Genomic DNA, 25,222 nt, shown 5'->3' with positions numbered 1-25,222 from the left:
ATTTTGTTTTGTATAATGCTTCTATTAGCAAGATACTGTTTCTGCTTCTAATAATTCTTTAGCACCTTTGTATTCTACACCGTGAGCTTCTGCAACTGCTTCGAATGTTACATAACCATCTAATGTGTTAATACCTTTTAGTAATGCAGAGTTGCCTAGGCAAGCTTCTTTGTAGCCTTTGTTAGCAATTTGTACTGCATATGGTACTGTTACGTTTGTTAATGCAAGAGTTGATGTACGTGGAACCGCACCTGGCATGTTTGCAACTGCATAATGAACAACGCCGTGTTTTTCGTAAGTTGGGTTATCATGAGTTGTAATACGGTCAGTTGTTTCGAAAATACCACCTTGGTCAATCGCGATATCTACAACAACAGAACCTGGTTCCATTGATTTAATCATTTCTTCTGTTACAAGTTTTGGCGCTTTTGCACCTGGGATTAATACTGCACCGATTACAAGATCAGACTCTTTTACAGCTTCTGCAATATTGTAAGGATTAGACATTAAAGTTTTTACTTGGTTTCCGAAAATGTCATCTAATTGACGAAGACGTTCTGCACTTAAGTCGATGATTGTTACATCCGCACCTAGTCCAACTGCAATTTTAGCAGCATTTGTACCAGCTTGTCCACCACCGATAATTGTTACTTTACCACGTTTAACCCCTGGAACACCTGCAAGTAAGATACCTTTACCGCCTTTGTTTTTCTCAAGGAATTGTGCACCAATTTGTGCAGCCATACGACCAGCTACTTCACTCATAGGTGCAAGTAATGGTAGAGAACGATTTTCTAATTGTACTGTTTCGTATGCAATTGCAACAACTTTCTTCTCGATTAACGCTTTTGTTAATTCTGGCTCTGGAGCTAAGTGTAAGTATGTGAATAAGATTAAACCTTCGCTGAAGTGTTTGTATTCGCTTTCAACTGGTTCCTTAACTTTCATAACCATTTCCATGTTCCAAGCTTCTTCAGCTGTATCAACGATTTTCGCTCCCGCTTCAACATACTGAGCATCTGTGAAACCAGATCCTAAACCTGCACCCTTTTGAATGAATACTTCGTGATTGTTACGAATTAAATGTACAACACCTGCTGGTGTCATTGCCACACGGTTTTCGTTGTTTTTAATTTCTGCTGGTACCCCAATACGCATAATGAAATGCCCCCTTATAATTAACAGAAAAAAGAAAGTCTTTTTTCTTTTTGTAATAATTAATAACTTATGTCCTTATTCTAGCATAACTTAAAAATTATGAAAACGCTAACATATCATTTTTTTAAAGTTTATATATTTAGAATAGTGTAAATATATGGAACATTGATTCTATTAGGCTCTTCGTTACATCTCATTATCTATCACTCTATTTTTATTATACTCCTTAAAAATAAGTAGCAATCATTTATTATTCGACAATAATGTAACAATGTAAGAAACCCCATTGATGCCGTATACATATACAGTTATTAATTTGCACATTACTTTAGGGATATATTCTTTTCATAAAAAAACAGCTGCGGGCATTTAGCCAGCAGCTGGGTAACTTATAAATAACTTAGAAAATAAATCATCTGTTGTTTCACTAATTTTATCGAACAGATCACTTTCTTCCGCTTCTTGTTCTTTTAACATCTTAATTGTCTCACGTGCATCTTCAGGATAATCGGTAATGATACCATCTACGTTTAACTTATAGTATCCCTTTAAACTTTCCATATCATTTACTGTCCATACGTAAATTGGCTTGTTTAACTTCCTTGCTTCTTTTACTAACTTCTTATTTAACATATATTCTTCCGCTACATAAAAATCAGCTTTCACATTCTTTAAGTTGGCTCTACTTGCATACAGTATATATCCGACTTTTATATCTGGATTTGCACGCTTAAATTCTTTAATAAGCGGGTAATGTAACGTTTGAATGACACATTGCTTCTCAAATTCATTATCTTTAATCGCTTTTAATACTTTGTTTACGAAATCTTTTTCGCCACCATGAAGCTTCACTTCAATATTAAGCTTGATTTTCCCCTTTGCCAGCTTAATGATTTCATCAAGTGTACTGATTTGTCCTGAAAAACCATCTTGACTAAGGGTAAGCTGTCTTAACTCGTCCATCGTTAAATCTGACACATGAACATTAGCATTAGCAAGACGTTTCAGCTTCAAATCATGTATAACTGCTAGTTCACCGTCTTTTGTTTGCAGTACATCAATTTCAGCATAATCTGCTTTCGCATCAATAGCCCCCTGTACAGCTTCCTTCGTATTCTCTACACCTTTTGAAATATAACCACGATGAGCCATAATAATTGGTTCTTTATATGTGTTTGTAATAAAGGTCACAATGAAGGCAACTACCATCCCTGCAGTAATAATTCCTACAATATATACACCAATAAATTTCCAACGATGTTTTTGGAAGAAACATTTATCCGCTTTCGTTTTTGAATAATCTAATCCTTCTTCTAATAAAACATCTTCAACCGGAACCTTTTGTAAATACAATCTCGTTAACGCCATAATGTAAAACGGCGTCATAATAAAGCTAAATAGATACAATGTACTTGTTAAGAAGACTGAGATAGTTGACTCTGCTAGCAACGCAAATGTCCCTTCTGGGTTTGTAAATTCATATACTCCCCACAGACAAAGTAAATAAATTCCTACACAAAAAAGAAAGACGATTCCTACAGATATGAAAAAACCTACTAAAAAGAACAATACTTTAAAGAAGCTTTCTTTTACTAAGTTTGCGCTTTTGCGTGCTGCCGTGCGGAATGGCTTTTCCTCTAAAACAATAATAGGTAAAACAAAAATCCAACGAAGATTTAAATAGGCAACTACAGCGAAGAAAGTATAATACCCAACTTGCCCCATTGTTGTCTTAAATAGTTCACCTGTAATAAAATTAGGAATTTGAATTTCAGGAATCAATGCAGATTTATACCCCATACTTAATAGCGGTAATAGTACAACTGCATACAAAACAAATCCAGGTAAGCAATATGTAAACAGGGAAGGTAAATACGTTACTGTTTTATACAAAATTGGACGTAATCTCACCTTTTGCCTTTTATGAGCGAAGTACGAAATGATAATAAGTACTGCAAACTCTGTAAAGATAAGAAACAATGCCAATATAGATAAAATTACAATCGCCAAAATCCCGTATGGTGTTTTCAAAAATGCTAATAACTCATCATTTGTTGCATTTGCATACCCACCAAAGTACAACAACTTATTGAAAATAATACCGAAAAGTGGGATAAACACAATCGCTGCTAACAATTTATAAGCAAGTTGGAATGTTAACACATTCCAAAAAGCAAATCTAACAGTTTGAAAGGAATGTCTCATTACTCCTGGTATAGATAGTCTTTTACGGTGTTGCATATATTCCTCCACATTCTAAAACGATATTTGAGATGGATTCCATATTTCCATTTCTAATCCATCTTTTTAATAATAATATATTCCGCCTAACATGAACACTCTTATACATACAATGAAAAAAGTGATGGCTACTTCCCATCACTTTTTTCATTTACTCTATTTTTTCTCTAGCCCTTGCCCAAATGCTTTCAAGAAGCTAAAACCGAATGTAATGGCTCTATTGATATCTGGATCTTTTAACACTTTAAAGAAATCCATCACTTTTGTTTTTTTACCATTATTTAATTCATCTGTTGCAAATTGCAATCCAGTAACTAAACTCGATGTGATTTGCTTCGTTACTTCTGGGTCAACTGCGGATAGCGCTTCCCCCGCTCCCATCATATTGTTGAGTGCATTTTTAACTGGTTCACGATTTAATTGCTCCACAGCGATTTTTGAAACATCTTCCTTCGCAGCAAGTAAACTAATCGCCGCATCTAATATCCCAGCCTTCTGTAACTGTGCTAACAGCTGCATCGTTTCCTCTACTGCTTCACGATTATTAGATAGCTCATTTAAAAGTTCATCTGCTACTTGCTGTTTCTGTTCTTCCTCTGTTACAACTTTCTTTTTAATTAACGTAATTTCTTTCGCCACTATCTCCGCCCCCTAGTCCACAAGTGATACGTATTGTTTTCTTTGCCACTTTTGCTCGATTTCAACACCATTTTGCGGATTACGCTTTTTATCTCGCGGGTTTGAAGATGGTAACGGACGATTTCCCTTTTCACGTAATACACGCATTTTCACCATCGTTTGTTTATATGCTGGTGTACATGTATAAAGGTCTGTTGCCGTCCCAGTTAAAATATTAATTGCTTCTTCATTTATCGTTGCATGCATCGGTAAATATAGCTCTTTCCCCGTTACACGATCTGTAACAAGCGCCTGTACTTTAATTTTTCCAAATGGTGATGCTAATTCCACAAGACCACCATCTTTCACATTGCGCTCTATAGCGAGTTCAGGTGAGATTTCAACGAATACTTCAGATACTTTAGATAAAATACCAGCCGACTTATTCGTCATGTTCCCTTCATGGAAATGTTCTAGCATACGACCATTATTTAAAAGTAAATCATACTCATCTGGCGCTACAACCGGTGGCACCCATTCATCTAATGATAAACGAGCAAGTTTATCTGGGAAGTTAAATCCATCTACATATAATAGCGGTGTATCGCTACCATCATGACTACCCCAACATAAACTATTCCATCCTTCTAGACGGTCGTACGTCGCTTGAGAGTATAACGGTGCAAGTGATGCGATTTCATCCATAATTTCACTTGGACTTTCGTAATTCCAATCCCCGCCTAGTGCACGAGCAACTTTTTGCAAAATCCACCAGTCTGGTTTTGAATCACCAAGCGGTTTCAATACTTCATATAACCTTTGAATACGGCGCTCTGTATTCGTAAACGTTCCTTCTTTTTCTAAGCTTGGTGCCGCTGGTAAAATAACATCGGCGAAACGAGCTGTTTTTGATAAGAACATATCTTGAACAACGAGGAAGTCTAAATTCGATAAAATATGTTGCACATGGTTCGCATTTGAATCGACTAAAGCCATTTCTTCACCCATCACATACATACCGCGTAGTTTTCCTTCTTCCGCTGCAAGTAACATTGCAATATTATTTAATCCTGGTGCTTTCGGAATAGTTGTACCGTATGCTTTTTCAAATTTCGCACGAAGCGTATCATCTGATACTGCTTGATAACCAGGAAGCCAGTTTGGTAATGTTGCCATATCACAAGCACCTTGTACGTTATTATGTCCTCGTAATGGGTATGCACCTGCACCAGGACGACGATAGTTACCCGTAACAAGTAGTAAATTTGAAATTGCTGCTGATGTCGTACTTCCTCCTGTATTTTGCGTTACACCCATTCCCCAAAGTATACAAGTACCATCTGCTTCATATACCATACGAGCCATGTCTTTCAGATTTCCTTTCGAAATCCCCGTAATTTCTTCTGTATAATCAAGCGTATACTTTTCTAACATTTTGCTATATTCATCAAAGTTCTTCACATTTTCAGCTAAAAACTTTTTATCATGCCAATCTTGATCAATAATATATTTCGTAATACCAGCAAGCCATACGTAATCCGTACCTTGGCGCGGATGAATAAATAAATCCGCACGCTCTGCCATTTCATGCTTACGAAGGTCTGCTACAATTAGTTTTTGCTCGTGTAATTTATGAGCACGTTTTACTCTCGTCGCAAGTACAGGATGTCCTTCTGTTGGATTCGCACCAACGATAATAACAAGGCCTGCTTCCGCTATATCTTTCACTGTTCCAGCATCCCCGCCCATACCGACAGTTTTAAATAAACCGTCTGTCGCTGGAGATTGGCAATAACGGGAGCAGTTGTCCACATTATTCGTTCCATATATTTGACGAGCTAGTTTTTGCATAAGGTAATTCTCTTCATTTGTTACTTTCGAAGAAGAAATGAATCCAAATGCATCGCTGCCGTATTCAGATTTAATATGCTGCATGTTAGAAGCAACAACTTCTAACGCTTCTTCCCAAGTAGCTTCAACAAACATATCGCCTTGGCGAATTAATGGCTTCGTAATGCGATCTTCACTATTTACAAAGTCCCATCCAAATTTCCCTTTTACACATGTGGAAATACCATTAACCGGTGCATCTGAAACAGGTTGCACTTTTAATATATGGCGATCTTTCGTCCATACTTCGAAGGAACAACCAACACCACAAAATGTACAAACTGTTTTTGTTTTATTAACTTTCGTCTTACGCATCGCAGCCTCTACTTCTGAAACCGCTAAAATACTACTATATCCCGGCTCTACATCCTTTACAAAATCAATCATCGGATCTAACACATCTGGTTTTAATCCTGTCATGAACCCGGCTTCACCTAACATTGATTTTTCCATTAACGCATTACACGGACATACTGTTACACATTGCCCACAACTTACACAAGATGAGTCATTTATACTTACACCATGATCCCATATAACACGTGGACGATCTAAGTTCCAGTCTATCGATATAGTTTCATTAACCTGTAAGTTTTGACATACTTCTACACACTGTCCACAAGCAATACATTGATTTGGATCATACCGATAAAACGGATGTGACATATCCACTTCACAAGCACTTACTTTCGGCTCATACGGATATTTCTGTTCTTCAATTCCCATCATATGTACTGTGTTATGGACTTTACAGTTACCATTATTGTTATCACAAACGGTACAATACAATAAATGGTTCTCTAATATTCGATCCATTGCCTCAGTCTGTGCCTCTTTTGCACGCTGGGACTGTCTTTCGATATGCATACCGTTCTCGAGCTTCGTTGAACAAGCACGCAATAACTTCCCATTTACTTCTACAATACACGTATCACAAGTTTGAATTGGATCTACTTCTGGTACATGACAAATTTGAGGATGTTCCAAATTACTCTCGTTAAATAATTGTAGTATCGTCTTTTCACCCGATGTGGAAAATTCTTTACCATCCACGGTTACACGGACTGTCTGTTCTGCCATAGTTTCCCCTCTCCTTACAACCAACTGTACAACACAATTGTGAATCCGTTTTCAAAACTGCATTACTGTACATATTTTTGAAACGCTCTGCCCGAATACTTTTCTTATGAAGTCGATTCTAGATGTTATAAGGTATAACTACGAAAGCTTGAAAATATCACTATTCTACAGTTCTATTATATCGTACATATACAATAATAACCAAAATAATCTGTGATCTTCTTCCTAATAGGTATTTTTATTTTTTCCATTGTTTTATGATAAACATGGGAGAGAAATACATATAAAAGGGGAATTTAATATGGAGCCTACGCAAGAAACTTATACAATTGTACGCTATCAATCTGGTACATTTTCAAAACAACTGGATGAGATTGTTACAGAATCTCCTATTACTATTAAATTGAATGGTGAAGAATATGTAACAGTCGTATGCACACCAACCTATATTGAAGATATGGTAATTGGTTTTTTAATTTCTGAGGGAATTATTTCTTCTTATAAAGACGTTGAAGAATTATGGATGCAAAAAGATAACGGAATTGTCCATGTAAAATCATCAAAAGTAAATCCGCTCTATCAAACTTTATATAATAAGCGATACATCACTTCTTGCTGCGGAAAAGGTAGACAAGGTTTTATTTTCGTTAACGATGCAGCAAAAGCAAAAGATTTACATGATATACACGTGAAAGTTACTCCTGAAGAATGTTTTTACTTAATGAATACGTTACAACAATCTTCCACTACATTTCGCCAAACCGGTGGTGTTCATAATACCGCTCTATGTGATCGAAACAAGATCCTCCTATCAAGAATGGATATCGGAAGACATAATGCATTAGATAAAATATACGGTCATTGTTTGCGCAACGATATATCCGTTAAAGGAAAAATCATTGCATTTAGCGGGCGCATTTCATCCGAAATTTTACTCAAAGTTTCAAAAATCGGATGTGAAATTGTTCTATCTAAATCCGCTCCAACAAAACTAGCATTGCAACTCGCTCATGATTTAGGCATTACAGTCGTAGGATTTATTAGAAATGACTCTTGCAATATTTACACACACCCACATCGAATTGATGGCTATCAATCGCATAACTAAAATAGCTCCTCAACCGAGGAGTTATTTTAGTTATGAAAATGTAACATATTAAAGACTTGAATAGTTAATAAAGTTAATATATAATTTCATTACATATTAAAAACAAAACATTGTAGCATATATCTTTTCATTCTTTTACAAATTAAAAGAGACTGCTACCAATACGCATACACAATCTTATAAAAGTAATGGATTTATTTTATTTGAAATCGATCAAGGAGGTTACAACTATGGAAATTCGCTTATTAACGACAGAGGACGCAGAAATATATTTAAAAGTTTGTATGGAAGGTTTAACGAAAAACCCGGAAGCTTTTAGCTCTTCTTATGAAGATGTTCTGAAACATGAGGATCCTGTAGCTGCTATGGCAAAACGATTAAGCAATCCGGATAAGTATACTCTAGGCGTCTTCAAAGATAACGATTTAATCGGCATTGCTACTTTAGAAATAAAGCCTTTCATTAAACAAGAACATAAAGCAAAAATCGGTTCCGTTTTTGTTTCCCCAAAAGCGCGTGGCCTTGGAGCAGGACGAGCTCTAATTAAAGCCATTATTGAAAACGCCGATAAATTACATGTAGAACAACTTATGCTCGATGTTGTAGTTGGTAACGCTGGTGCCAAAAAATTATATGAATCATTAGGTTTCCAAACTTACGGCGTACAAGAGCGTTCATTAAAACATAACGGTCAATACTGGGACGAGGAACATATGGTTCTGTTCTTAAATGATTAATACTTCAATATAGTTTTTTCAAAGCATCTTCTTATTAAGGAAGGTGCTTTTTTCATTACAACAATGTAATCTTCATGTCACCTTTATCGATCGTACCAAACCTTTCCATTCATTATACTAAAAGTATAAAGTGAGGCATCAATCATAAAATGAACGTATAGCATTCAATTGATATATGAAGGAGAATGTGACATGAAACAAAACAAACGAGCTATGCTTTTAATATTTACTACAGCAATTGTAACTTCTGGGTTAGCAATTTTACCTTGGTTTATTATATGAACACTCCCCCTAACAACGAAAAAAGCTTATTGCTTCTTAAGAAGCAATAAGCTTTTTTATATTATAAAATCCCCAAAATTTTATTTACACAACTTATAATAATAACCATAGATACGGCAATGCACATGACAACCGTATTACGATCTTGCTTTTCTTTTTTTGAAATTTCTTCTTTTGGATTCATGTGTATGATCTCCTTTTAAAAAAAGTGTGAGATAGGAAATTTTTCTTATCCGATGCGAGGTGAATACGAAAACCCTCTCTATCTCACATACACAATAGAATGGAATTGTCATTTTATAAATAAAATGACATGACGTTATGTCGCAACATAGGGTATTTTGTGTCGCTACGTTTTCTATTATAAAAAATAGTTGTGCAAAACTAGTGCATTTTTTATGTCAATTACTCTGAGCGACAAATAACTCTTCCACTCAATCACATAAAAAGAGTTTTTTATTATTTTCATGTAAACTATACAAGTAGAATGAACAGTTTGGGGTGCACAAGATTATGGTAAAAATTTTATTAGTAGACGATGAAGAACGCATGTTACGATTATTAGATCTGTTCTTAAGTCCTCGTGGCTATTTTTGTATGAAAGCTACCTCTGGCCTTGAAGCACTAAAGTTAATAGAACAAAAAGACTTCGATATTATTTTGTTAGATGTTATGATGCCGAATATGGATGGATGGGATACTTGCTATCAAATCCGTCAAATTTCCAACGTTCCAATTATTATGCTAACAGCTCGTAATCAAAATTACGATATGGTGAAAGGCCTCACTATGGGCGCGGATGACTATATTACAAAACCATTTGATGAGCATGTATTGGTTGCACGAATTGAGGCTATATTACGCCGTACAAAGAAAGATGGATTCGTTAGCTTCAATGGTATCGAGTGGGATAAAACGAAACATACTGTCACAGTATATGATGAAAAAATCTCACTAACGCCTATCGAGTTTTCGTTACTTGGACTATTTTTACAAAATACAAACCGTGCTTATAGCCGAGATGATTTAATCGAAAAAATTTGGGGTTATGAAACAGACATTGAATATAGAACAATCGATTCACATATCCGCAATATCCGTGATAAATTACGCAAAAAAGGATTTCCAGTTGAAAATTACTTAGAAACTGTCTATAAAGTCGGATATAAATGGAAAAGTGAATAATTACTTCGGTCAGTGGACAATAGTATATCACTGACCCTTTATATGAAATAAGGTATGGTGAGAAAATGAGTAAACTTTCACTTAAAATTGGGACATACTTTTTAATATTAGCTTTATGTATTGAAACAATTGCTTTCGTATCTTTTTACAAAAGTATTTCAACAATGCGGATTGAGGAAGAAACACTTGCTCTTTTAGAAAAAGGCAATCGCTATAGTAGCAAAATTACAAATCGCACAAAGTGGAGTGCAATTGCTAAAGAAAAGAAACACGTCGAACGCGCTGAATACAATAAAAATCCTAAACGTCCTATGTATCCAGAGTTTGATATCGCGGATGAAGCTGAACACTTAGTAGAATCAGAATCAATCGCTAACTCTGATATAGCTATCATTATAACTGACAATAATGGCAAAATCATTTCCACTTCAGAACCCGTAACAAAGGCAATGCAAAAACAACTTACTTGTAAAACAGAACCTATTCCAAAAGGCGGATTGATCGTCGAAAAGAACTGGAAAAAATCAAAATTCATCACAACGGTAAGTCCACTTAACACAGAAGAATTTCAAGGAAAGTTATATATGTTGTTAAAAACATCTTTCTTAGAAAATATGTTACTTAAACTTATGAACCAATTTCTTATCATTAGTGTTGTGACAATTATTTTAACGACTATTTCTGTCTTTGTTTTTTCTCGTGTTATTACAGAACCGCTTATAAAAATGAAGAGGGCAACAGAAAAAATGTCAAAATTAAATAAGCCAATTCAATTAGGTATTAAACGGAATGATGAACTTGGAAGCTTAGCAAAGACGATTGAAGATTTATCCAGTGAACTGACTTATATGAAAAAAGAACGCAATGAATTTCTTGCTAGTGTCGCCCATGAACTATTAACGCCATTGACCTATATGAAAGGTTATGCGAAGGTAGCAAAAAGGGACTCTTTAACGAAAGAAGAGCGTGAAGAATACTTACAAATCATTGAGGATGAAACAGATAGTGTGACTGATCTCGTCCAAGATTTATTTATGCTGGTGCAATTAGAACAACACCAGTTTGTTATCAAAAAACAAAAAGTGATTCTTAGGCCATTTTTAGAACGAATGGTTGAAAAAACAAAAACAACATTAACAAATAAACAAATGCAACTCCATGTATATTGCAAAGATAATTTAGAAGTTTGCATAGACGAAAGACGTATGGAACAAGTTATGTTAAATTTATTACACAATGCTTATCAACATTCGCCAGAAAACACCTCTATTACAATACGTGTACTCACGGAAACAAATTCTTTTACAATAAGTGTAGACGATGAAGGAGAAGGTATTCCTGAAGAAGATATCCCGCATATTTTTGATCGTTTTTATCGTGTTGATAAATCCAGAACGAGGGCTACTGGCGGCAAAGGTATTGGGCTAGCTGTTGCAAAAGAAATTGTAGAATTGCATAACGGTTCCATTCTAGTAACAAGCCAATTAGGAGTAGGAACAAACTTTATAATTGAGCTACCTTTTGAATAAGATGCGTGTGAAAACACCAGTAGTAGTAAACACTACTGGTGTTATTTTGTTCATAAAATCAGCTCATATAAGCTAAGCTTTTGAAATTATTCTTATTTCAATATAAAATAAAGGTACATTTGCAAAGATTTGGAGGGTGATATAATTGGATATCCATGTATTAACAAAAGACGAAGCGGAAATTTACTTAGAACTTCGTGTAGAAGGATTAAAGCAAAACCCTGAAGCTTTCAGCTCTTCTTATGAAGATATTATTAATAAAGAGTGTGCGATTGAATATAAAGCACAAAAATTAGCACAAGATGAAAACTATACGCTAGGTGCATTTAAAGATGGACAATTAATCGGGGTTGCAACACTGGAAACGAAACCATATGTAAAACAAGAACATAAAGCTAAAATCGGTTCTGTATATGTGTCTCCAAAAGCACGCGGACTTGGAGCAGGAAAAGCACTTATTAAAGAATGTCTTGAACTTGCTAAATCTTTAGAAGTAGAACAAGTTATGCTTGATGTTGTTGTTGGCAACGATGGAGCAAAAAAACTTTATGAATCATTAGGATTTAAAACATTTGGTGTGCAAGAACGTTCGTTAAAATATAACGGACAATATTGGGACGAAGAGCATATGGTCTTATTCTTAGATGAAAATAAATAATAAAAAACATCCTCATTCTTGGAGGATGTTTTTTTACTTTGTTGTATACCATGCCTTATGTAATAATTGAATCGCTTTCGCAATTTCTTCTTCTAATAAAATCGCAAACCCAAGTAAAACTACATTTTCAGGTGCAGTACCTTCTTTATAATACGTAGAAACAGGATATAGTTTAATACTATATTTCGCAGCTTCTTTAATGAGTTCTTCTTCTCGCATTCCATTATGCACTTGTAATAAAATGTGTAATCCAGAATCTTCTCCTATTACTTCAACACGATTAGAGAAATACTTTTCTATTTCAAAAACAAGTCGATCTCTCTTTTTCCGGTAGACGACACGCATTTTATGAATATGTTTTTCCCAATAACCTTCATTTAAAAACTTTCTAATCACTTCTTGGTCCATTCTTGAAACACTTTGCGTATAAAACAAATATTCCTTTTGATACTTGTTAATTAAATTCTTCGGTAATACTATATAACTCATTCTTAATGAGGGCAATAAAGCTTTTGATAGCGTCCCCATATAAATAACTTTCCCATCTGTATCTAACCCTTGTAGTGCTGGAATTGGCTTCCCTGAATAGCGAAATTCACTATCGTAATCATCTTCAATAATATATCTATCTTCTTCTTTCTTTGCCCATTGTAAAAGCTGCGTCCTTCTCGTAATAGGCATAATCATTCCATATGGGAATTGATGAGAAGGCGTTACAAATACAACATTTGCATCGCTATTCTCTAAATCCGCCATACAAATTCCATCCCTATCTAAAGACAACATTTGAACCTTCTTTTCTCCCTGTTCAAAAACGACCATTTTCCTATGATAACCTGGGTTTTCAACTGCATAATTACTTCCCTTCAACAATTGAAAAAGTAGCTTCACTAATATTTGCGTTCCCGCTCCTAATACAATTTGACTAGCTGAACAACGTACACCTCTAGATTCATACAAATAGCTCGCAATTTCCTCCCTTAAGCTCAATTCTCCTTGAGGGTGTCCAAGAAAAAGCAACTCATTATTATGTGGCTGCCATACATCATTTATAAGCTTACGGTACATAGTGAACGGAAACGTATTCGTATCAACCCCTGTTTGGGTGAAATCAAATGTATAGTTCTCCTCCCGAAACGGCACTTCTTCTACTTTCACTTCGCTTCCTTCTACATAAATCATTTGTTCAATTTCACATACAAAATAACCTTTTCTCGATACCGATTCGATATAACCTTCTGCAAGTAATTGCTCGTAAGCCGCTTCTACTGTATTCTTACTCACTTGTAAATAGCTCGCCAGCTTTCTTTTCGCAGGTAATTTTGTTAAAGCCGGAATCGTTCCATCTTTAATCTCTTTTTTTATATACTCATACAATTGCACGTACAATGCTATTTTACTTTTCGTATTTAAATTAGGCGTTAATTCTAACACAATATCTGACCCCTTAATAAAACTAATATCTGATACTTTTTACAGTACCAGAAGTTATATATAATTCCTTTTATCATGTCACACATAAAAAATCAAATACCGGAGAGGAGAAACATGATAATGAACAATGGTAGACGTATCGGACTCATTATGATTATTACAGGGGCTACATTATGGGGATTATCTGGTCCAATGATTCAGTGGCTATTTCAGCATACTAATGTATCCTCAATTGATTTTTTAACAATTCGCTTGTTGCTTGCGGGAATATTTATTTTATCTTTCTTGCTTATAAAGAAACAAAAAATATTTCAAATTTGGAAACATCCTAGACATTCTATACAACTTATTATTTTCTCTATTCTCGGCATGCTTGGTGCCCAATATGCCTTTATCGAAACAGTTCATATTAGTAATGCTGTCACAGCGACATTGTTTCAATTTCTAGGTCCTGTTCTTATTACCATTTATGTCGCATTTGAACAACGAGAATTCCCTGCTTCTCTGCAACTACTCGCAATTATAACAGCACTAACAGGGACGTACTTTATTATTACAAACGGTTCAATTGAAAATATTGTTTTATCAAAAGAAGCCATTATTTTTGGTCTATTAACAGCAATTGGCTTTGCATTTTATACCCTTCATCCAGCTTCTCTTATTAAAGAATGCGGAACAACTGTAGTAATTGGCTGGGGGATGTTAATCGGTGGCATTGCCCTGCTTATTTGTAATCGCTCGTTTGAATGGAATCAGCTTTCACAAACTTTTACACCAAAAACTTTTTCTATGCTTATTCTTATCATCATAAGTGGCACCCTTTCTTTCCTTCTCTATATCGGTAGTCTGAAATATTTAGCAGCAACAGAAACAAGCATTTTATCTAGCATTGAACCACTTGTAGCTGCCATTGTTTCAATCGCTTGGCTAAATGAATCCTTTGGAGCCTATCAATTACTAGGCGGCGTATGTATCGTTCTTTCTGTTATTTTCTTAACGATGCCGCAAAAAGAACGAGAACCAACCTTTACAACTGAGCAAATATAGAAAATGTCAAAAGAGGTCGTACAAAACTTACGACCTCTTTTGACGTTTTAAAGGAATTGTCCCGCTTTCTAGCAAATACAATTACACTAACAATAAAAATTAGGAGTGTGACACCATGAAAAAAATTGGAACTATGCTACTTTTCTCCTTTCTCATCGCTGGATGCACACAAGCGCAGCCTGATTCAGAAGCACCTAAAAAAGAAGCTATCACAACGTCATCCACTCAAGTTAATGCACCTTCCTTCTTTCATCTTAGCGTTTTAAAAGATGTAAATTGGGAAGAAACACCCTCCTTCATACAAGAAAAAATACCTTTAAAAGGCATCGAAGAAAAAGTCGCAATGGCTGATAAACCTATTATCGCAAATGAACACAATGAAATGATGTGGTACTTTTTAGATCCTGAAATGCCAACTGGAAAACTATCTATTGTTGCACTAAAACAAGGATCAGTAACCCCAACACCCGTACTCTTTCAACAAGAAAATTCTAAACCAACTTGGACTACTTCAAATACAATTGATTCTACTACAACCGAACTCCCACTCACTATGTCACTACCTTCATCTGGATTATGGGTATTAAACATATATGTAAATGAAAAATATTATGAGCAATTTGTAATCACCGCTAAGTAAAGTGACAAAAATAAACCACTTTCTTACAACAATGTAATTTCTACGTCATGTACTTCGATAGTTGAAGTATCTCTCTTCTCTTATACTTAAAGTAAGAAATGAAATGAGGAGAGATGAGAGATGAAAAAAGTGATAGAAGTGATCGTAGCAGTAACTGAGGTTTTAGTAAATGGTAAACAAGTTGCAATGGAATTAAATAAATAGTGAAGAAACATAAATAATTCTACACTTCTTCATTATTTTGATTTCTTATCTCAAAAAAGCAGTGCCTTTTTAGGCACTGCTTTTTGCTATTAATAACTTGGTATTGTCGTAATTTGCGCCACGCCTGAATCAATAGCTGCCTTCGCTACCGCTTCCGCAACACTTGGAACAACTCTTTTATCTAACGGATTCGGGATTACATAATTCGTATTACGTTCTTCGTCCGTAATGATGTTAGCGATCCCATATGCTGCCGCTAATTTCATCTCTTCTGTAATATCCGTCGCGCGCACATCTAACGCACCACGGAATATCCCTGGGAACGCCAATACATTATTTACTTGATTCGCATAATCCGAGCGCCCGGTTCCTACTACAGCTGCCCCAGCCTCTAATGCATCCTCTGGGAAGATTTCTGGAATTGGATTCGCCATAGCAAACACAATTGCTTTCTCATTCATCGTTTGTACAAGTTCTTTCGTTAATACGTTAGGAGCAGATACGCCAATAAAAATATCAGCTTGATGAATCGCTTCTTTTAACGTTCCACGCACATATTCTCGATTTGTCTTTTTAGAAACTTCAATTTGTGCTTCGTTCATCCATGATTCACCTTCACAAACAATACCTTCTAAGCTAACTAACGTAATGCGCTTTGCACCAGCCTTTAATAATAATTTTCCAATTGCAATTCCTGCCGAACCCGCACCGTTAATAACAATTTTCACATTATCCATTTGTTTGCTAACAACTTTTAATGCATTAATAACAGCTGCTAAGACGACAATAGCGGTTCCATGTTGATCATCATGGAATACAGGAATATTTGTTTCTGCTTTTAATCGCTTTTCAATTTCAAAACAACGTGGTGCCGCAATATCTTCTAAGTTAATTCCTGCAAACGTAGGCTCTAAATTTTTCACAAGGGTAACGATTTCATCCACATCAGTCGTACCTAAACATAACGGAAAGGCATCTACATTCGCAAATTTCTTAAATAAGATACTCTTCCCTTCCATAACAGGCATAGCTGCTTTCGGTCCAATATTCCCTAAACCAAGTACCGCTGTTCCATCTGAGACAACTGCCACCATATTACCGCGTGCTGTATAGTCATACACTGTTTCTTCATCCGCCGCAATTGCTTTGCAAGACTCCGCTACACCTGGTGTATATGTCAGGCTTAAATCATCCGCTGAATTTACTTCTACTTTACTTGTAATTTCAATTTTCCCTACTAATTCTTTATGCAATAACAATGATCTTTCATTAATTTGATTCTCTAACATACTTATAATCTCCCCTTAATTTGACAAGCTAGCTATATGAATATAGCTAGCTTGTTTGATCATGAAAACATTTTTAATAAAATTGTCGCTGTTACAACCATTGCTGCCCCGCCTAAACGTGTTGAAATTTGCGCAAACGGCATTAATTCCATACGATTTGAAGCTGATAAAATAGCAACATCTCCAGTTCCACCTAAACCACTATGACATCCCGTTACAATTGCTGATTCAACTGGATACATTTTCATCACTTTCCCTACAAGAAAACCTGATGCTACCATTGTAAGAACAACTGATGCGCACACAACAACATATCCTACTGAAAGAACTGCTGCTACGTCTTTTAGCGGAATATATAGCAACCCTAATCCGACCATTAACGGCCAAGTTAAATTCTTTGAAATAAATTTATATAAATGGAATGCTCCTTGCTCCATTTTTGCTGGCATTAATTTAAAATATTTCACAAGTGCTGCTGAAAAAATCATAATGATTGCTCCAGGAATACCGATGAACTTAGAAGCAAATCCTCCAAAGATGAAGAACGTACACGCAATTAATAAACCTGCTCCCATTAATGAGAAGTCAATTGGTTTCTCTGTATTTTGTTCTTTTAATAACTCTGCTTGATTATCTGTTTTCACTAATACACCGTTACCACTAAGTTCCGGCTTCTTCTCACCTAAACGCTTCATATACCCTGCACTCACGATTGCAAACATATTTCCAATAATAGCCGCTGGAATAAGCTGCGATACAAACGTTGCTGATGATTCATTTAAAATATCACTATAAGCTAATGACAATGGTAAAATCCCTTCTCCGATACCACCACTCACAATGGGTACGATGATAAAGAAGAAAGTTTGCTTCATTTCAAATCCAAATAGTGAACCGACCAATAATCCTACTGCTACAGAAGCTAACGTCCCTACTACTAAGGGAATAAACATACGAACGAAACCTTGTACTAACACTTTACGGTTCATTCCTAAAATACTTCCGACTACTAAACAAGAAATATATAAATATAAAAAGTTCGATTTTTTCATTAACATAGTTGCAGCTTCCATTGAAGCTGGATTCATCCAGTTAAAGAATACAAGTAATGATGGAATAAATAACGAAAGTATTGCTGGACCACCGATATTTTTCAAAATTGGAATTCTCATCCCAATGTCGCCTAAGAAAATACCCATGATCATAATAACTGCAAATCCACCAATCATATCTGCTGGCAATTTATTATATACAGATGCCCCATAAATAATAGCAGCCAATACTACATATAACGGTAAAGGTATAACACCGATTTTTACATTCATAATTTTAGAAGCGAACGATTCTCTTTGTGCTTCATTTCCTTCAGGAAATGATACCGCTTCCACATTCTTTTGAATTCCCATATGGCACCCCCTTGTTTTCTTAATAACAATATTAAAACGCTTTCAATAGTAAAAATAGTTTTTGTAAGTTTTGTAATTGATTTTGTAATTAAAAAAAGTATAAGCGACTTATAATAAGTCGCTTATACGTAAAACTCTATTTTATTTTGGTCAATACATCTTAATTTACTCACTGGTCTTCCCACATGTTGATACACCATTTCGTTTTCTAATACTCCAATTTCAGTCAAAAACATTACATACTTTCGAATAGAAACTCTTGAAACTCCTACTAATTGTGCCATTTCGTCTGTTGTAAATGCTCGTCCATTCAACGACTCGATCTTCTGCCAAATTAATCGCATCGTTTGCTTCGTTAATCCTTTTGGAAGCTCTTGAGTGACAGTAGGCTCTCTTTTTTCTTTTTGCAAAATTAACGAATCTAATTCCGATTGACTAATTTTTTGTTGTTCTTTCATGAAAGTAAGTTTTTCTCGATATATAGTTAATGCCTTTTTAAATCGTTCAAATGTAAATGGTTTAATTAAATAATCTACTACACCATATTGTAATGCTTTTTTAATACTTCCCATATCATGTACAGCTGAAATCATCATAATATCGATTTCTTTTTCTTGGTTCCGAATATACATTAAAAGCTCAAATCCAGTTTCTTCAGGCATAAAAATATCAAGTAATACTAAATCTACTCGTGATTCCTTTAATACTTCTATCGCTTCTTTAACGGAGTTAACTGCTTGAACAAGTTCAAACCCTCCTACTTGCTCTAAATAATGCGTATTTAACATTGCTACCATCGGGTCATCTTCTACAATTAAAACTTTAATCATATTTGCCTCTCATCCCTACCTTTAGGTATTTCAATTGTTATCGTTGTGCCCTTTCCTACTAATGAATGCATATGAATTTCCCCATTTATTCTCTGTATACTTTCTTTTACAAGATACAAGCCATAACCACGGTTATCTCCCTTTGTGGAATAACCTTTCGTAAATAATGCCCCTATTTCTTCTTCTGGTATACCTTTTCCTGTATCTTGTACTGTAATAGTTAATGTATCCCCATATTGTATCTCAAGTTCAACTTGCTTCTTTTCACAATTCGTCACTGCCTCTAATGCATTATCAATTAAATTTCCGACAATCGTAATTAGTTCATGAATAATACTTTCATCATCTATTTCCGGCATGTAAGAATCTTCACTTATGATTAATTTTATATTTTTCTCTCTAGCATAGCTAAGTTTCCCAAGTAAAAAACCAGCAAATACTGGACTTTTTATTCTTTCCATAACCCCACCAATTTCATATTGATGCTCTGATACCATACCGCTTATATACTTCTGTAATTCTTCATACTGCTTCATGTGTGTAAGCCCTAATACGACATGCATTTTATTCATAAATTCATGCGATTGTGCCCGTAATGCTTCCGCATATAGTCTAATACCAGTTAATTCTTCTGCTAATTTTCTAATCTCTGTTTTATCACGAAATGTTGCAATCGCACCAACTATTTCTCCTTTTACATATAAAGGAACACGATTCGTCACAATCGTAATTCCATAAATATTTTGTTCTTCGTTTAATTGTACCTCTCCCGTTTGTAATACTTCTTTTATACGTGAATTAGGCATATACAACTCAACATCTTTACCAATAAAATCTTCTTCAAGACCACTTTTCTTAAACAATCGTTTTGCCTCATTATTTATTAAAGTTACATTGGCCTCTTTATCTACAGCAATAATACCTTCCTTTACAGATTGTAGCATCGTATTTCTTTCTTCAAGAATTTTTGCTATCCTGTGAGGTTCAAGACCAAATAAACTTTTCTTTATATGTCTAGCTAGTAATATTGCTCCTATAATTCCGACTAGTACTCCAACTCCAACTCCAATATAAATGATATGTCTACTTTCCTTAACTCTCTCTTTTACATTATCTGCTGAAATACCAACGGCCACCGCTCCAAGTTGTTCACCTGTTTCAGAAAATACAGGTACAAACACTCGCATTGAAATACCTAACGTTCCTTCTGCCAGCGATACATGTTCCTTTCCTTTCAATGCAGGCCCTTCATCTCCCCCAATAAAATGATGACCTATTTTTTGAGGATTTGGATGTGATTTTCTTATTCCATTCATGTCCATAACTACAATAAATTGAACACCTGTGTTTTTTAATATTCTATTTGTATACGTTTGGATTGCAGAAGTATCTGCTTTCCCAGTCAAACCATCGATTACAATCGAATCATTCGCCACAATGTGTGCAATTGTTCTTGCTTTCTCTGCTTGGCTATCCTCCGTCGTCCGTTCTACATTATGACTAATTAATATATCTGTCACAAGTAAAGAAAAAATTACAACTGTACAAACTAGCAATGTAATCGTTTTCCATAAATTCCATAGTCTTTTTCTTTTTTTCATCCCGTTAATGACTCCCCTAATTGCTAAATAGAAAAATAAGTAAGGTGATATTATTTTCACCTTACTTATCTGCTGTTATTATACTTTAAATTTACTAGTCATCGCTTGTAGTTCTTCGGCCATCTCAGCTAAATTTTGCGAAGCTGAACTAATTTCTTCCATTGAATTCATTTGTTCCTCTGTTGAAGCAGCAACACTTTGCATACTAGCTGTATTTTCTTCTGCAGCCGCTGCAATTTCATCAATAGCATTTGTCACTTCATTTGCATCTCCAGCAATTCTCTTCGTTGTTTCTACCATTTGATTTACTTGAGAAACAATATGTGTAGTAGAACTTAAAATTTCCGTAAAACTTACTTTCGTTTTTGTTACAACATCAAGGCCTTGTTGAACTTCTCCATTCACATTATCCATCGCCTTAACAGTATGTTCAATATCAGCCTTAATTTCTGCAATTAAATTTGCAATCTCTCCAGATGATTCTCCTGATTGCTCCGCTAATTTTCTAACCTCATCTGCTACAATAGCAAACCCTCGGCCCTGTTCACCTGCTCTTGCTGCTTCAATAGCCGCATTTAAAGCTAATAAGTTCGTTTGGGTAGCAATGTTTTGAATTGCTTCAGAAATAGCTCCTACCTGTTTTGATTTCTCATCAAGAAGTTTAATAATAGCATCTGACTCGGATACCGATCTAGAAATAGACTGCATTTGTTTTGCTGTTTGTTCAACCAATTCTTCCCCTTCTTCAGCTCTTTCTCTCGCATGTAATGAGGAGATAGAAATTGATTCCGCGCTTCCATTTACATCTTGAATTGCTGTATTTACTTGTTGTAATGTAGCCGCACCTTCTTCAACACCTTGACTTTGTGATTCAGCCCCACCTGATACTTGTTCCATTGCAATTGTAATTTGATCTGTCGCATCATTCGCTTGCTGTACGCTCGCTGTTAACTCTTCAGCCGATGCAGCGACATGTTCTGCTGAAAAACTAATTTGAGTAATCACATCTTGTAAAGAGGCAGACATTTCATTGAAGGAATCCCCTAATTTCCCTATGTCATCCTTGGAATGGATTGTAATTTTCTCTGTCAAATCTCCCTTACTAATTTTATGTGCCGAGTCAGCTATTCTTCTTAATGGTCTTGTAATAGACTTTGTAATGAAATAAATTAATACACTACCAAATACAATAGCGATAGCTATGACAATAAAAGTCTTATAAAACATTGGACTGGCAGCTTGGGTAATTTCTTCATCGAACATAACTCCAACTACTTTCCAGCCCGTTTTCTCATTTGTTGCAAAGATTAAATTCTTTTTATCATCTTGTTCTGTATAAGAAACATTTCCTTGTTTTTCTTCATAAATTGGTTTAATCCAAGGATCAGTAACTTTTGCACCTGGTTTTCTAGATGGATGACTAACAATTTGCTTATTTTGATCTAAAATAACTGCATAACCTTTTTCACCAATATTAATCATTTTGGAAATTTTTAAGATGTTATCTAAATTTAAGTTAATTCCTATAACACCTTTACCATCTTTTACTTCTTTAGCAATTGTCACTACCATATTTTTGGTAGATGCTGATTGATATGGTGCAGTAACAATGACTTTCCCTTTATTTTCATGCGCTTCTTTATACCAAGATCTATCTGTTGGATTATACCCATCAGCCATTTGGATAAATGGTTCTCTTATAAACTTTCCCGTCTGCGTTCCAATATAAATGCCTTCTACCTCTGGATGAAGTTTTATATATTGTGCTAACTTCGTTCTTACTATTTCTTCTTGCCCGTTTGGATATGTATCCTCTGTTAAGATGTCTGCAAAGTATGCTGCATCAACAAATTTCTCTTCTATATTTTGAGAAATAACAGTATTTAAAATCGAAATGTTTTCCTTTGCTTTACCTGTGATTTGTTGTTCAAAATTTGTTTTGGCAGTTTGATATGAAACACCACCGATAATAAGTCCTGGTATAGTTAAAATAAGAAAGAATGAAATGATTAATTTTTTCTTGATACTCATACATTTAACCCAGTTAAATATTTTTTGCATAATAAACCTCCTTTATGTAATGCGAATACTTGTGTAATTTTATACAATAAACATGTATAAAACAATATATAATGATAACATGTAATTTTTTCGTCAATTATGCATTTTTACATATTCAATACTTCTAAAGATTTAATCATAAAAAATAAGAGAACTTCAGCTTATATAATAAGCTGAAGTTCTCTTATTTCTTAACAAAATACACCCACAAAAACTCCTCTTATAATTCCTTACATCCCTTTCCTTACTAATTGCTTTTCACATAACTAATCGCCTGACTCCCCATTTGCATCCATGCCTCTTCAAAACGATCTCTCGGTACTTTTACATCCAAACTTTCACTGAGAGGATCTCGAATATATACAAATTCCTTATCATATCCAACAAGCACAACACAATGCTCATTATACGTAATAGAAACATCTCCGCTATTTGTTTCCCATGTAGTAAATTCATCCTCATCTAATGGTGCAAATGTTGCATTCGTAATCATAACTACCGGTTGTCCTGATTTTACACTCTTATACATTTCTTCTATACTCTTCCCTGTTAAGTCTACAGCTTTATTAGGTAAATACTTTTTTGCTAATTGAAAAAGTGGTTCATGATATACACCATATCCAGATTCAGAAAAAGTATAAATATTTCCTACAAATCCTTCATTCGGATTCCCTCTTACACCGTCATCTAAAAAATTAACCTTTTTGATTTCACTTGCCAATTGCATCTTATCTACTGAAACACCTGCGTATTGTAATAGCATCGCTAAACTTGTTACTTCACAGCCTCTATCTAGCTCTGGTAATTGCTGAATTAAAGGTACATTTGATAAGATGACCTTTTCACCATTATTACTAAACTCTGCTTCTTTTCCGCTTCGTATATGGAAGAATGTTAACTTCTCCACATACTTTGTAATTCCATTTGTATATACGTTCCATACTGCTATACCGAGTAAGGCCATACATAAATACCACTTCCATCTCCGTATCACTCTCACGCCCTTTTTAGTTCGTTAAATAAGAATAAAACGCGTCAGCATCCGTGCGAATCACCGGTACAAAATTTAGTTCTTTTCCTTTTTCAGGCTGATCTTTTTTTATTTTTTCGGCTAATTCTTGAACGTTCATATTCGTTTTATCCATATTAAGCTCATCTGCCATTTGTAATACTTTTTGCTCATTAATTTCTTTTAATACTTGATATATATCTTTACCATACAAATCAATATGATATTTTTTTGCTTCTTCCTGTACTTTTTGTTCATACACTTCTTGTGCTAACGTTTCTATCTCTTTTCCTTTTTGGGAAATACCTAACTTCCCTGCTTCCTCTCTTACTTTCGTTCCATAGATTTCTTCCTCAATGTCCTCTATTTCTTTTCCATTTGTCGAAATGCCTAATTTATCCGCTTCATTGTTAATTTTAATCGTATTAATTTGATTGATTAAATTTACAATCGTTTTATTCTCTATAGATATGCCTAGCTTTAACGCTTCTTGCTTTATTTTTGTTTCATAGATTTCTTCAGAAAGAGTTCCAACGTCTTTTCCTTCAATCGAAATTCCTAACTGTTCTGCTTCCCTTCCTACTTCCGTCTCATGGATTTCTTTTTCTAGCGTGATTTGTTCTTTCCCTTCCGTTTCAATCCCTAAATTCTCTGCCTTTTCTTCTGTATGTACCGCATGTATCTTTCCATTATTTAATTGTTCTTTGCTGCGCTGCTTGTAGTCTGTCTTTCCTTTTGATGTTTCAGAAGGAGAGGCACCGCCTAATATACTTAAACTCATTACTCCAATAGTGAATACCGTCATCATTTTCTTTTTCAAAATTAATTCCTCCCTCTTACACTTTCTTTTACATCATTCCCTATACATAATCGAAATAACGTTATGATCGATATAGTTTGCTCAAATACCTTTTTATAATTGCTTCTTCATACGGCGAACTTTCTGTATATCATACATGTTATAAATAGTTTCTTAACTTTCCCTTAAAAAAAGACGACCTTGTAAAAACAAGATCGTCTTCTCACTTATATTCTTTGATTTTTAGGAAGAATCACTTCAAAACAAGTACCCTCTTCCCATTTGCTCTCTACTAATATTTTCCCATAATGCTTGTCTACAATCCAATTCGCGATTGAAAGGCCTAATCCAGCTCCTTCTGACGCACTTCTCGCTTTATCCCCTTGATAAAAACGATTAAAGAGTTTGGGGATATC

21 protein-coding genes and 1 pseudogene are annotated in these 25,222 nt (G+C 34.9%); 7 read left to right on the top strand and 15 right to left on the bottom strand.

The window, feature by feature from the left end; translation table 11 throughout:
• Positions 1-24: 24 nt before the first annotated feature.
• The 4 genes from ald to fdhF all read right to left on the bottom strand — a co-directional run bounded on the left by ald (position 25) and on the right by fdhF (position 6,987).
• Complete coding sequence (gene ald, locus MR113_RS19350) at positions 25-1,158, bottom strand: alanine dehydrogenase (RefSeq protein ID WP_048562854.1); 1,134 nt, start codon at positions 1,156-1,158, stop codon at positions 25-27.
• 369 nt (positions 1,159-1,527) lie between these two features.
• A complete protein-coding gene (locus MR113_RS19345; protein WP_242256274.1) occupies positions 1,528-3,399 on the bottom strand; it encodes a glycerophosphoryl diester phosphodiesterase membrane domain-containing protein in 1,872 nt (623 codons plus the stop codon).
• A gap of 156 nt (positions 3,400-3,555) precedes the next feature.
• The gene (locus MR113_RS19340; RefSeq protein ID WP_071720958.1) at positions 3,556-4,038 is read right to left on the bottom strand and encodes a helical membrane plugin domain-containing protein; all 483 of its coding nucleotides are present in this window, start codon (positions 4,036-4,038) and stop codon (positions 3,556-3,558) included.
• 12 nt (positions 4,039-4,050) lie between these two features.
• Positions 4,051-6,987, bottom strand: coding sequence for a formate dehydrogenase subunit alpha (gene fdhF / locus MR113_RS19335; protein ID WP_242256272.1), 2,937 nt, complete (start codon positions 6,985-6,987; stop codon positions 4,051-4,053).
• A 301-nt stretch (positions 6,988-7,288) separates the two neighbouring features.
• Between fdhF and fdhD the strand changes: the two genes are divergently transcribed.
• Both fdhD and MR113_RS19325 read left to right on the top strand, forming a co-directional pair.
• A complete protein-coding gene (gene fdhD / locus MR113_RS19330) occupies positions 7,289-8,095 on the top strand; it encodes a formate dehydrogenase accessory sulfurtransferase FdhD (protein WP_242256270.1) in 807 nt (268 codons plus the stop codon).
• A 230-nt stretch (positions 8,096-8,325) separates the two neighbouring features.
• A complete protein-coding gene (locus MR113_RS19325; protein WP_242256268.1) occupies positions 8,326-8,832 on the top strand; it encodes a GNAT family N-acetyltransferase in 507 nt (168 codons plus the stop codon).
• Between the two features lie 343 nt (positions 8,833-9,175).
• Here MR113_RS19325 and MR113_RS28395 read toward each other — a convergent pair whose 3' ends face one another.
• Positions 9,176-9,298, bottom strand: coding sequence for a hypothetical protein (locus MR113_RS28395; RefSeq protein ID WP_001068388.1), 123 nt, complete (start codon positions 9,296-9,298; stop codon positions 9,176-9,178).
• 329 nt (positions 9,299-9,627) lie between these two features.
• On the opposite strand from MR113_RS28395, the gene MR113_RS19320 reads away from it, so the two are divergent.
• From MR113_RS19320 to MR113_RS19310, 3 genes are all read left to right on the top strand, one after another.
• Positions 9,628-10,299, top strand: coding sequence for a response regulator transcription factor (locus tag MR113_RS19320; RefSeq protein WP_000238949.1), 672 nt, complete (start codon positions 9,628-9,630; stop codon positions 10,297-10,299).
• A gap of 65 nt (positions 10,300-10,364) precedes the next feature.
• Positions 10,365-11,828 carry a HAMP domain-containing sensor histidine kinase gene (locus MR113_RS19315; protein ID WP_242256265.1) on the top strand — a complete coding sequence of 488 codons (1,464 nt, stop codon included), beginning with the start codon at positions 10,365-10,367 and terminating at the stop codon, positions 11,826-11,828.
• A gap of 145 nt (positions 11,829-11,973) precedes the next feature.
• A complete protein-coding gene (locus MR113_RS19310; protein WP_000351216.1) occupies positions 11,974-12,486 on the top strand; it encodes a GNAT family N-acetyltransferase in 513 nt (170 codons plus the stop codon).
• A gap of 33 nt (positions 12,487-12,519) precedes the next feature.
• Here the strand turns inward: MR113_RS19310 and pdxR are convergent, their stop codons facing one another.
• Positions 12,520-13,920, bottom strand: a complete 1,401-nt coding sequence (pdxR, locus tag MR113_RS19305) for a MocR-like pyridoxine biosynthesis transcription factor PdxR (protein WP_097818147.1) — start codon at positions 13,918-13,920, stop codon at positions 12,520-12,522.
• 120 nt (positions 13,921-14,040) lie between these two features.
• On the opposite strand from pdxR, the gene MR113_RS19300 reads away from it, so the two are divergent.
• On the top strand, positions 14,041-14,967 hold the full coding sequence (locus MR113_RS19300) for a DMT family transporter (RefSeq protein ID WP_242256263.1): 927 nt from the start codon (positions 14,041-14,043) through the stop codon (positions 14,965-14,967).
• A gap of 115 nt (positions 14,968-15,082) precedes the next feature.
• Positions 15,083-15,607, top strand: a complete 525-nt coding sequence (locus tag MR113_RS19295) for a DUF4871 domain-containing protein (protein ID WP_242256261.1) — start codon at positions 15,083-15,085, stop codon at positions 15,605-15,607.
• Positions 15,608-15,900: 293 nt separating this feature from the next.
• Here the strand turns inward: MR113_RS19295 and MR113_RS19290 are convergent, their stop codons facing one another.
• The 9 genes and pseudogenes from MR113_RS19290 to MR113_RS19255 all read right to left on the bottom strand — a co-directional run.
• Positions 15,901-17,100 carry an NAD(P)-dependent malic enzyme gene (locus MR113_RS19290; RefSeq protein WP_097818144.1) on the bottom strand — a complete coding sequence of 400 codons (1,200 nt, stop codon included), beginning with the start codon at positions 17,098-17,100 and terminating at the stop codon, positions 15,901-15,903.
• Between the two features lie 59 nt (positions 17,101-17,159).
• Complete coding sequence (locus MR113_RS19285) at positions 17,160-18,506, bottom strand: 2-hydroxycarboxylate transporter family protein (RefSeq protein ID WP_073517335.1); 1,347 nt, start codon at positions 18,504-18,506, stop codon at positions 17,160-17,162.
• 122 nt (positions 18,507-18,628) lie between these two features.
• Positions 18,629-19,336 (bottom strand): response regulator, encoded by a 708-nt coding sequence (locus MR113_RS19280; RefSeq protein ID WP_242256259.1) that lies wholly within the window; start codon positions 19,334-19,336, stop codon positions 18,629-18,631.
• Complete coding sequence (locus MR113_RS19275; protein ID WP_242256257.1) at positions 19,333-20,937, bottom strand: sensor histidine kinase; 1,605 nt, start codon at positions 20,935-20,937, stop codon at positions 19,333-19,335. Before MR113_RS19275 ends, MR113_RS19280 begins: the two co-directional genes overlap by 4 nt.
• A 78-nt stretch (positions 20,938-21,015) precedes the next feature.
• Entirely contained in the window at positions 21,016-21,834 is an 819-nt protein-coding gene (locus MR113_RS28735; RefSeq protein WP_463672354.1) for a methyl-accepting chemotaxis protein, read from the bottom strand.
• A gap of 120 nt (positions 21,835-21,954) precedes the next feature.
• A pseudogene (locus MR113_RS28730) lies at positions 21,955-22,968 on the bottom strand (HAMP domain-containing protein); the annotation flags it as partial.
• Between the two features lie 277 nt (positions 22,969-23,245).
• Positions 23,246-23,992, bottom strand: coding sequence for a C39 family peptidase (locus tag MR113_RS19265; protein ID WP_242256252.1), 747 nt, complete (start codon positions 23,990-23,992; stop codon positions 23,246-23,248).
• Positions 23,993-24,005: 13 nt separating this feature from the next.
• Positions 24,006-24,827 (bottom strand): transporter, encoded by an 822-nt coding sequence (locus tag MR113_RS19260; RefSeq protein WP_242256250.1) that lies wholly within the window; start codon positions 24,825-24,827, stop codon positions 24,006-24,008.
• A 206-nt stretch (positions 24,828-25,033) separates the two neighbouring features.
• A partial coding sequence (locus tag MR113_RS19255) for an ATP-binding protein (protein WP_242256248.1) occupies positions 25,034-25,222 on the bottom strand: 189 nt, incomplete at its 5' end.

Origin of the sequence: Bacillus cereus group sp. BfR-BA-01379 (assembly GCF_022663605.1) — a bacterium.
Taxonomy (GTDB): domain Bacteria; phylum Bacillota; class Bacilli; order Bacillales; family Bacillaceae_G; genus Bacillus_A; species Bacillus_A mobilis.
This window is presented reverse-complemented; position numbering and strand designations above follow the sequence as displayed.

What these genes read in the sequence shown, in the direction of transcription:
- ald (WP_048562854.1), bottom strand. Translation starts at nt 1,158, where the DNA reads ATGCGTATTGGGGTACCAGCAGAAATTAAAAACAACGAAAACCGTGTG.
- MR113_RS19345 (WP_242256274.1), bottom strand. Translation starts at nt 3,399, where the DNA reads ATGCAACACCGTAAAAGACTATCTATACCAGGAGTAATGAGACATTCC.
- fdhF (WP_242256272.1), bottom strand. Translation starts at nt 6,987, where the DNA reads ATGGCAGAACAGACAGTCCGTGTAACCGTGGATGGTAAAGAATTTTCC.
- fdhD (WP_242256270.1), top strand. Translation starts at nt 7,289, where the DNA reads ATGGAGCCTACGCAAGAAACTTATACAATTGTACGCTATCAATCTGGT.
- MR113_RS19325 (WP_242256268.1), top strand. Translation starts at nt 8,326, where the DNA reads ATGGAAATTCGCTTATTAACGACAGAGGACGCAGAAATATATTTAAAA.
- MR113_RS28395 (WP_001068388.1), bottom strand. Translation starts at nt 9,298, where the DNA reads ATGAATCCAAAAGAAGAAATTTCAAAAAAAGAAAAGCAAGATCGTAAT.
- MR113_RS19320 (WP_000238949.1), top strand. Translation starts at nt 9,628, where the DNA reads ATGGTAAAAATTTTATTAGTAGACGATGAAGAACGCATGTTACGATTA.
- MR113_RS19315 (WP_242256265.1), top strand. Translation starts at nt 10,365, where the DNA reads ATGAGTAAACTTTCACTTAAAATTGGGACATACTTTTTAATATTAGCT.
- MR113_RS19300 (WP_242256263.1), top strand. Translation starts at nt 14,041, where the DNA reads ATGAACAATGGTAGACGTATCGGACTCATTATGATTATTACAGGGGCT.
- MR113_RS19295 (WP_242256261.1), top strand. Translation starts at nt 15,083, where the DNA reads ATGAAAAAAATTGGAACTATGCTACTTTTCTCCTTTCTCATCGCTGGA.
- MR113_RS19290 (WP_097818144.1), bottom strand. Translation starts at nt 17,100, where the DNA reads ATGTTAGAGAATCAAATTAATGAAAGATCATTGTTATTGCATAAAGAA.
- MR113_RS19285 (WP_073517335.1), bottom strand. Translation starts at nt 18,506, where the DNA reads ATGGGAATTCAAAAGAATGTGGAAGCGGTATCATTTCCTGAAGGAAAT.
- MR113_RS19280 (WP_242256259.1), bottom strand. Translation starts at nt 19,336, where the DNA reads ATGATTAAAGTTTTAATTGTAGAAGATGACCCGATGGTAGCAATGTTA.
- MR113_RS19275 (WP_242256257.1), bottom strand. Translation starts at nt 20,937, where the DNA reads ATGAAAAAAAGAAAAAGACTATGGAATTTATGGAAAACGATTACATTG.
- MR113_RS28735 (WP_463672354.1), bottom strand. Translation starts at nt 21,834, where the DNA reads ATGGAACAAGTATCAGGTGGGGCTGAATCACAAAGTCAAGGTGTTGAA.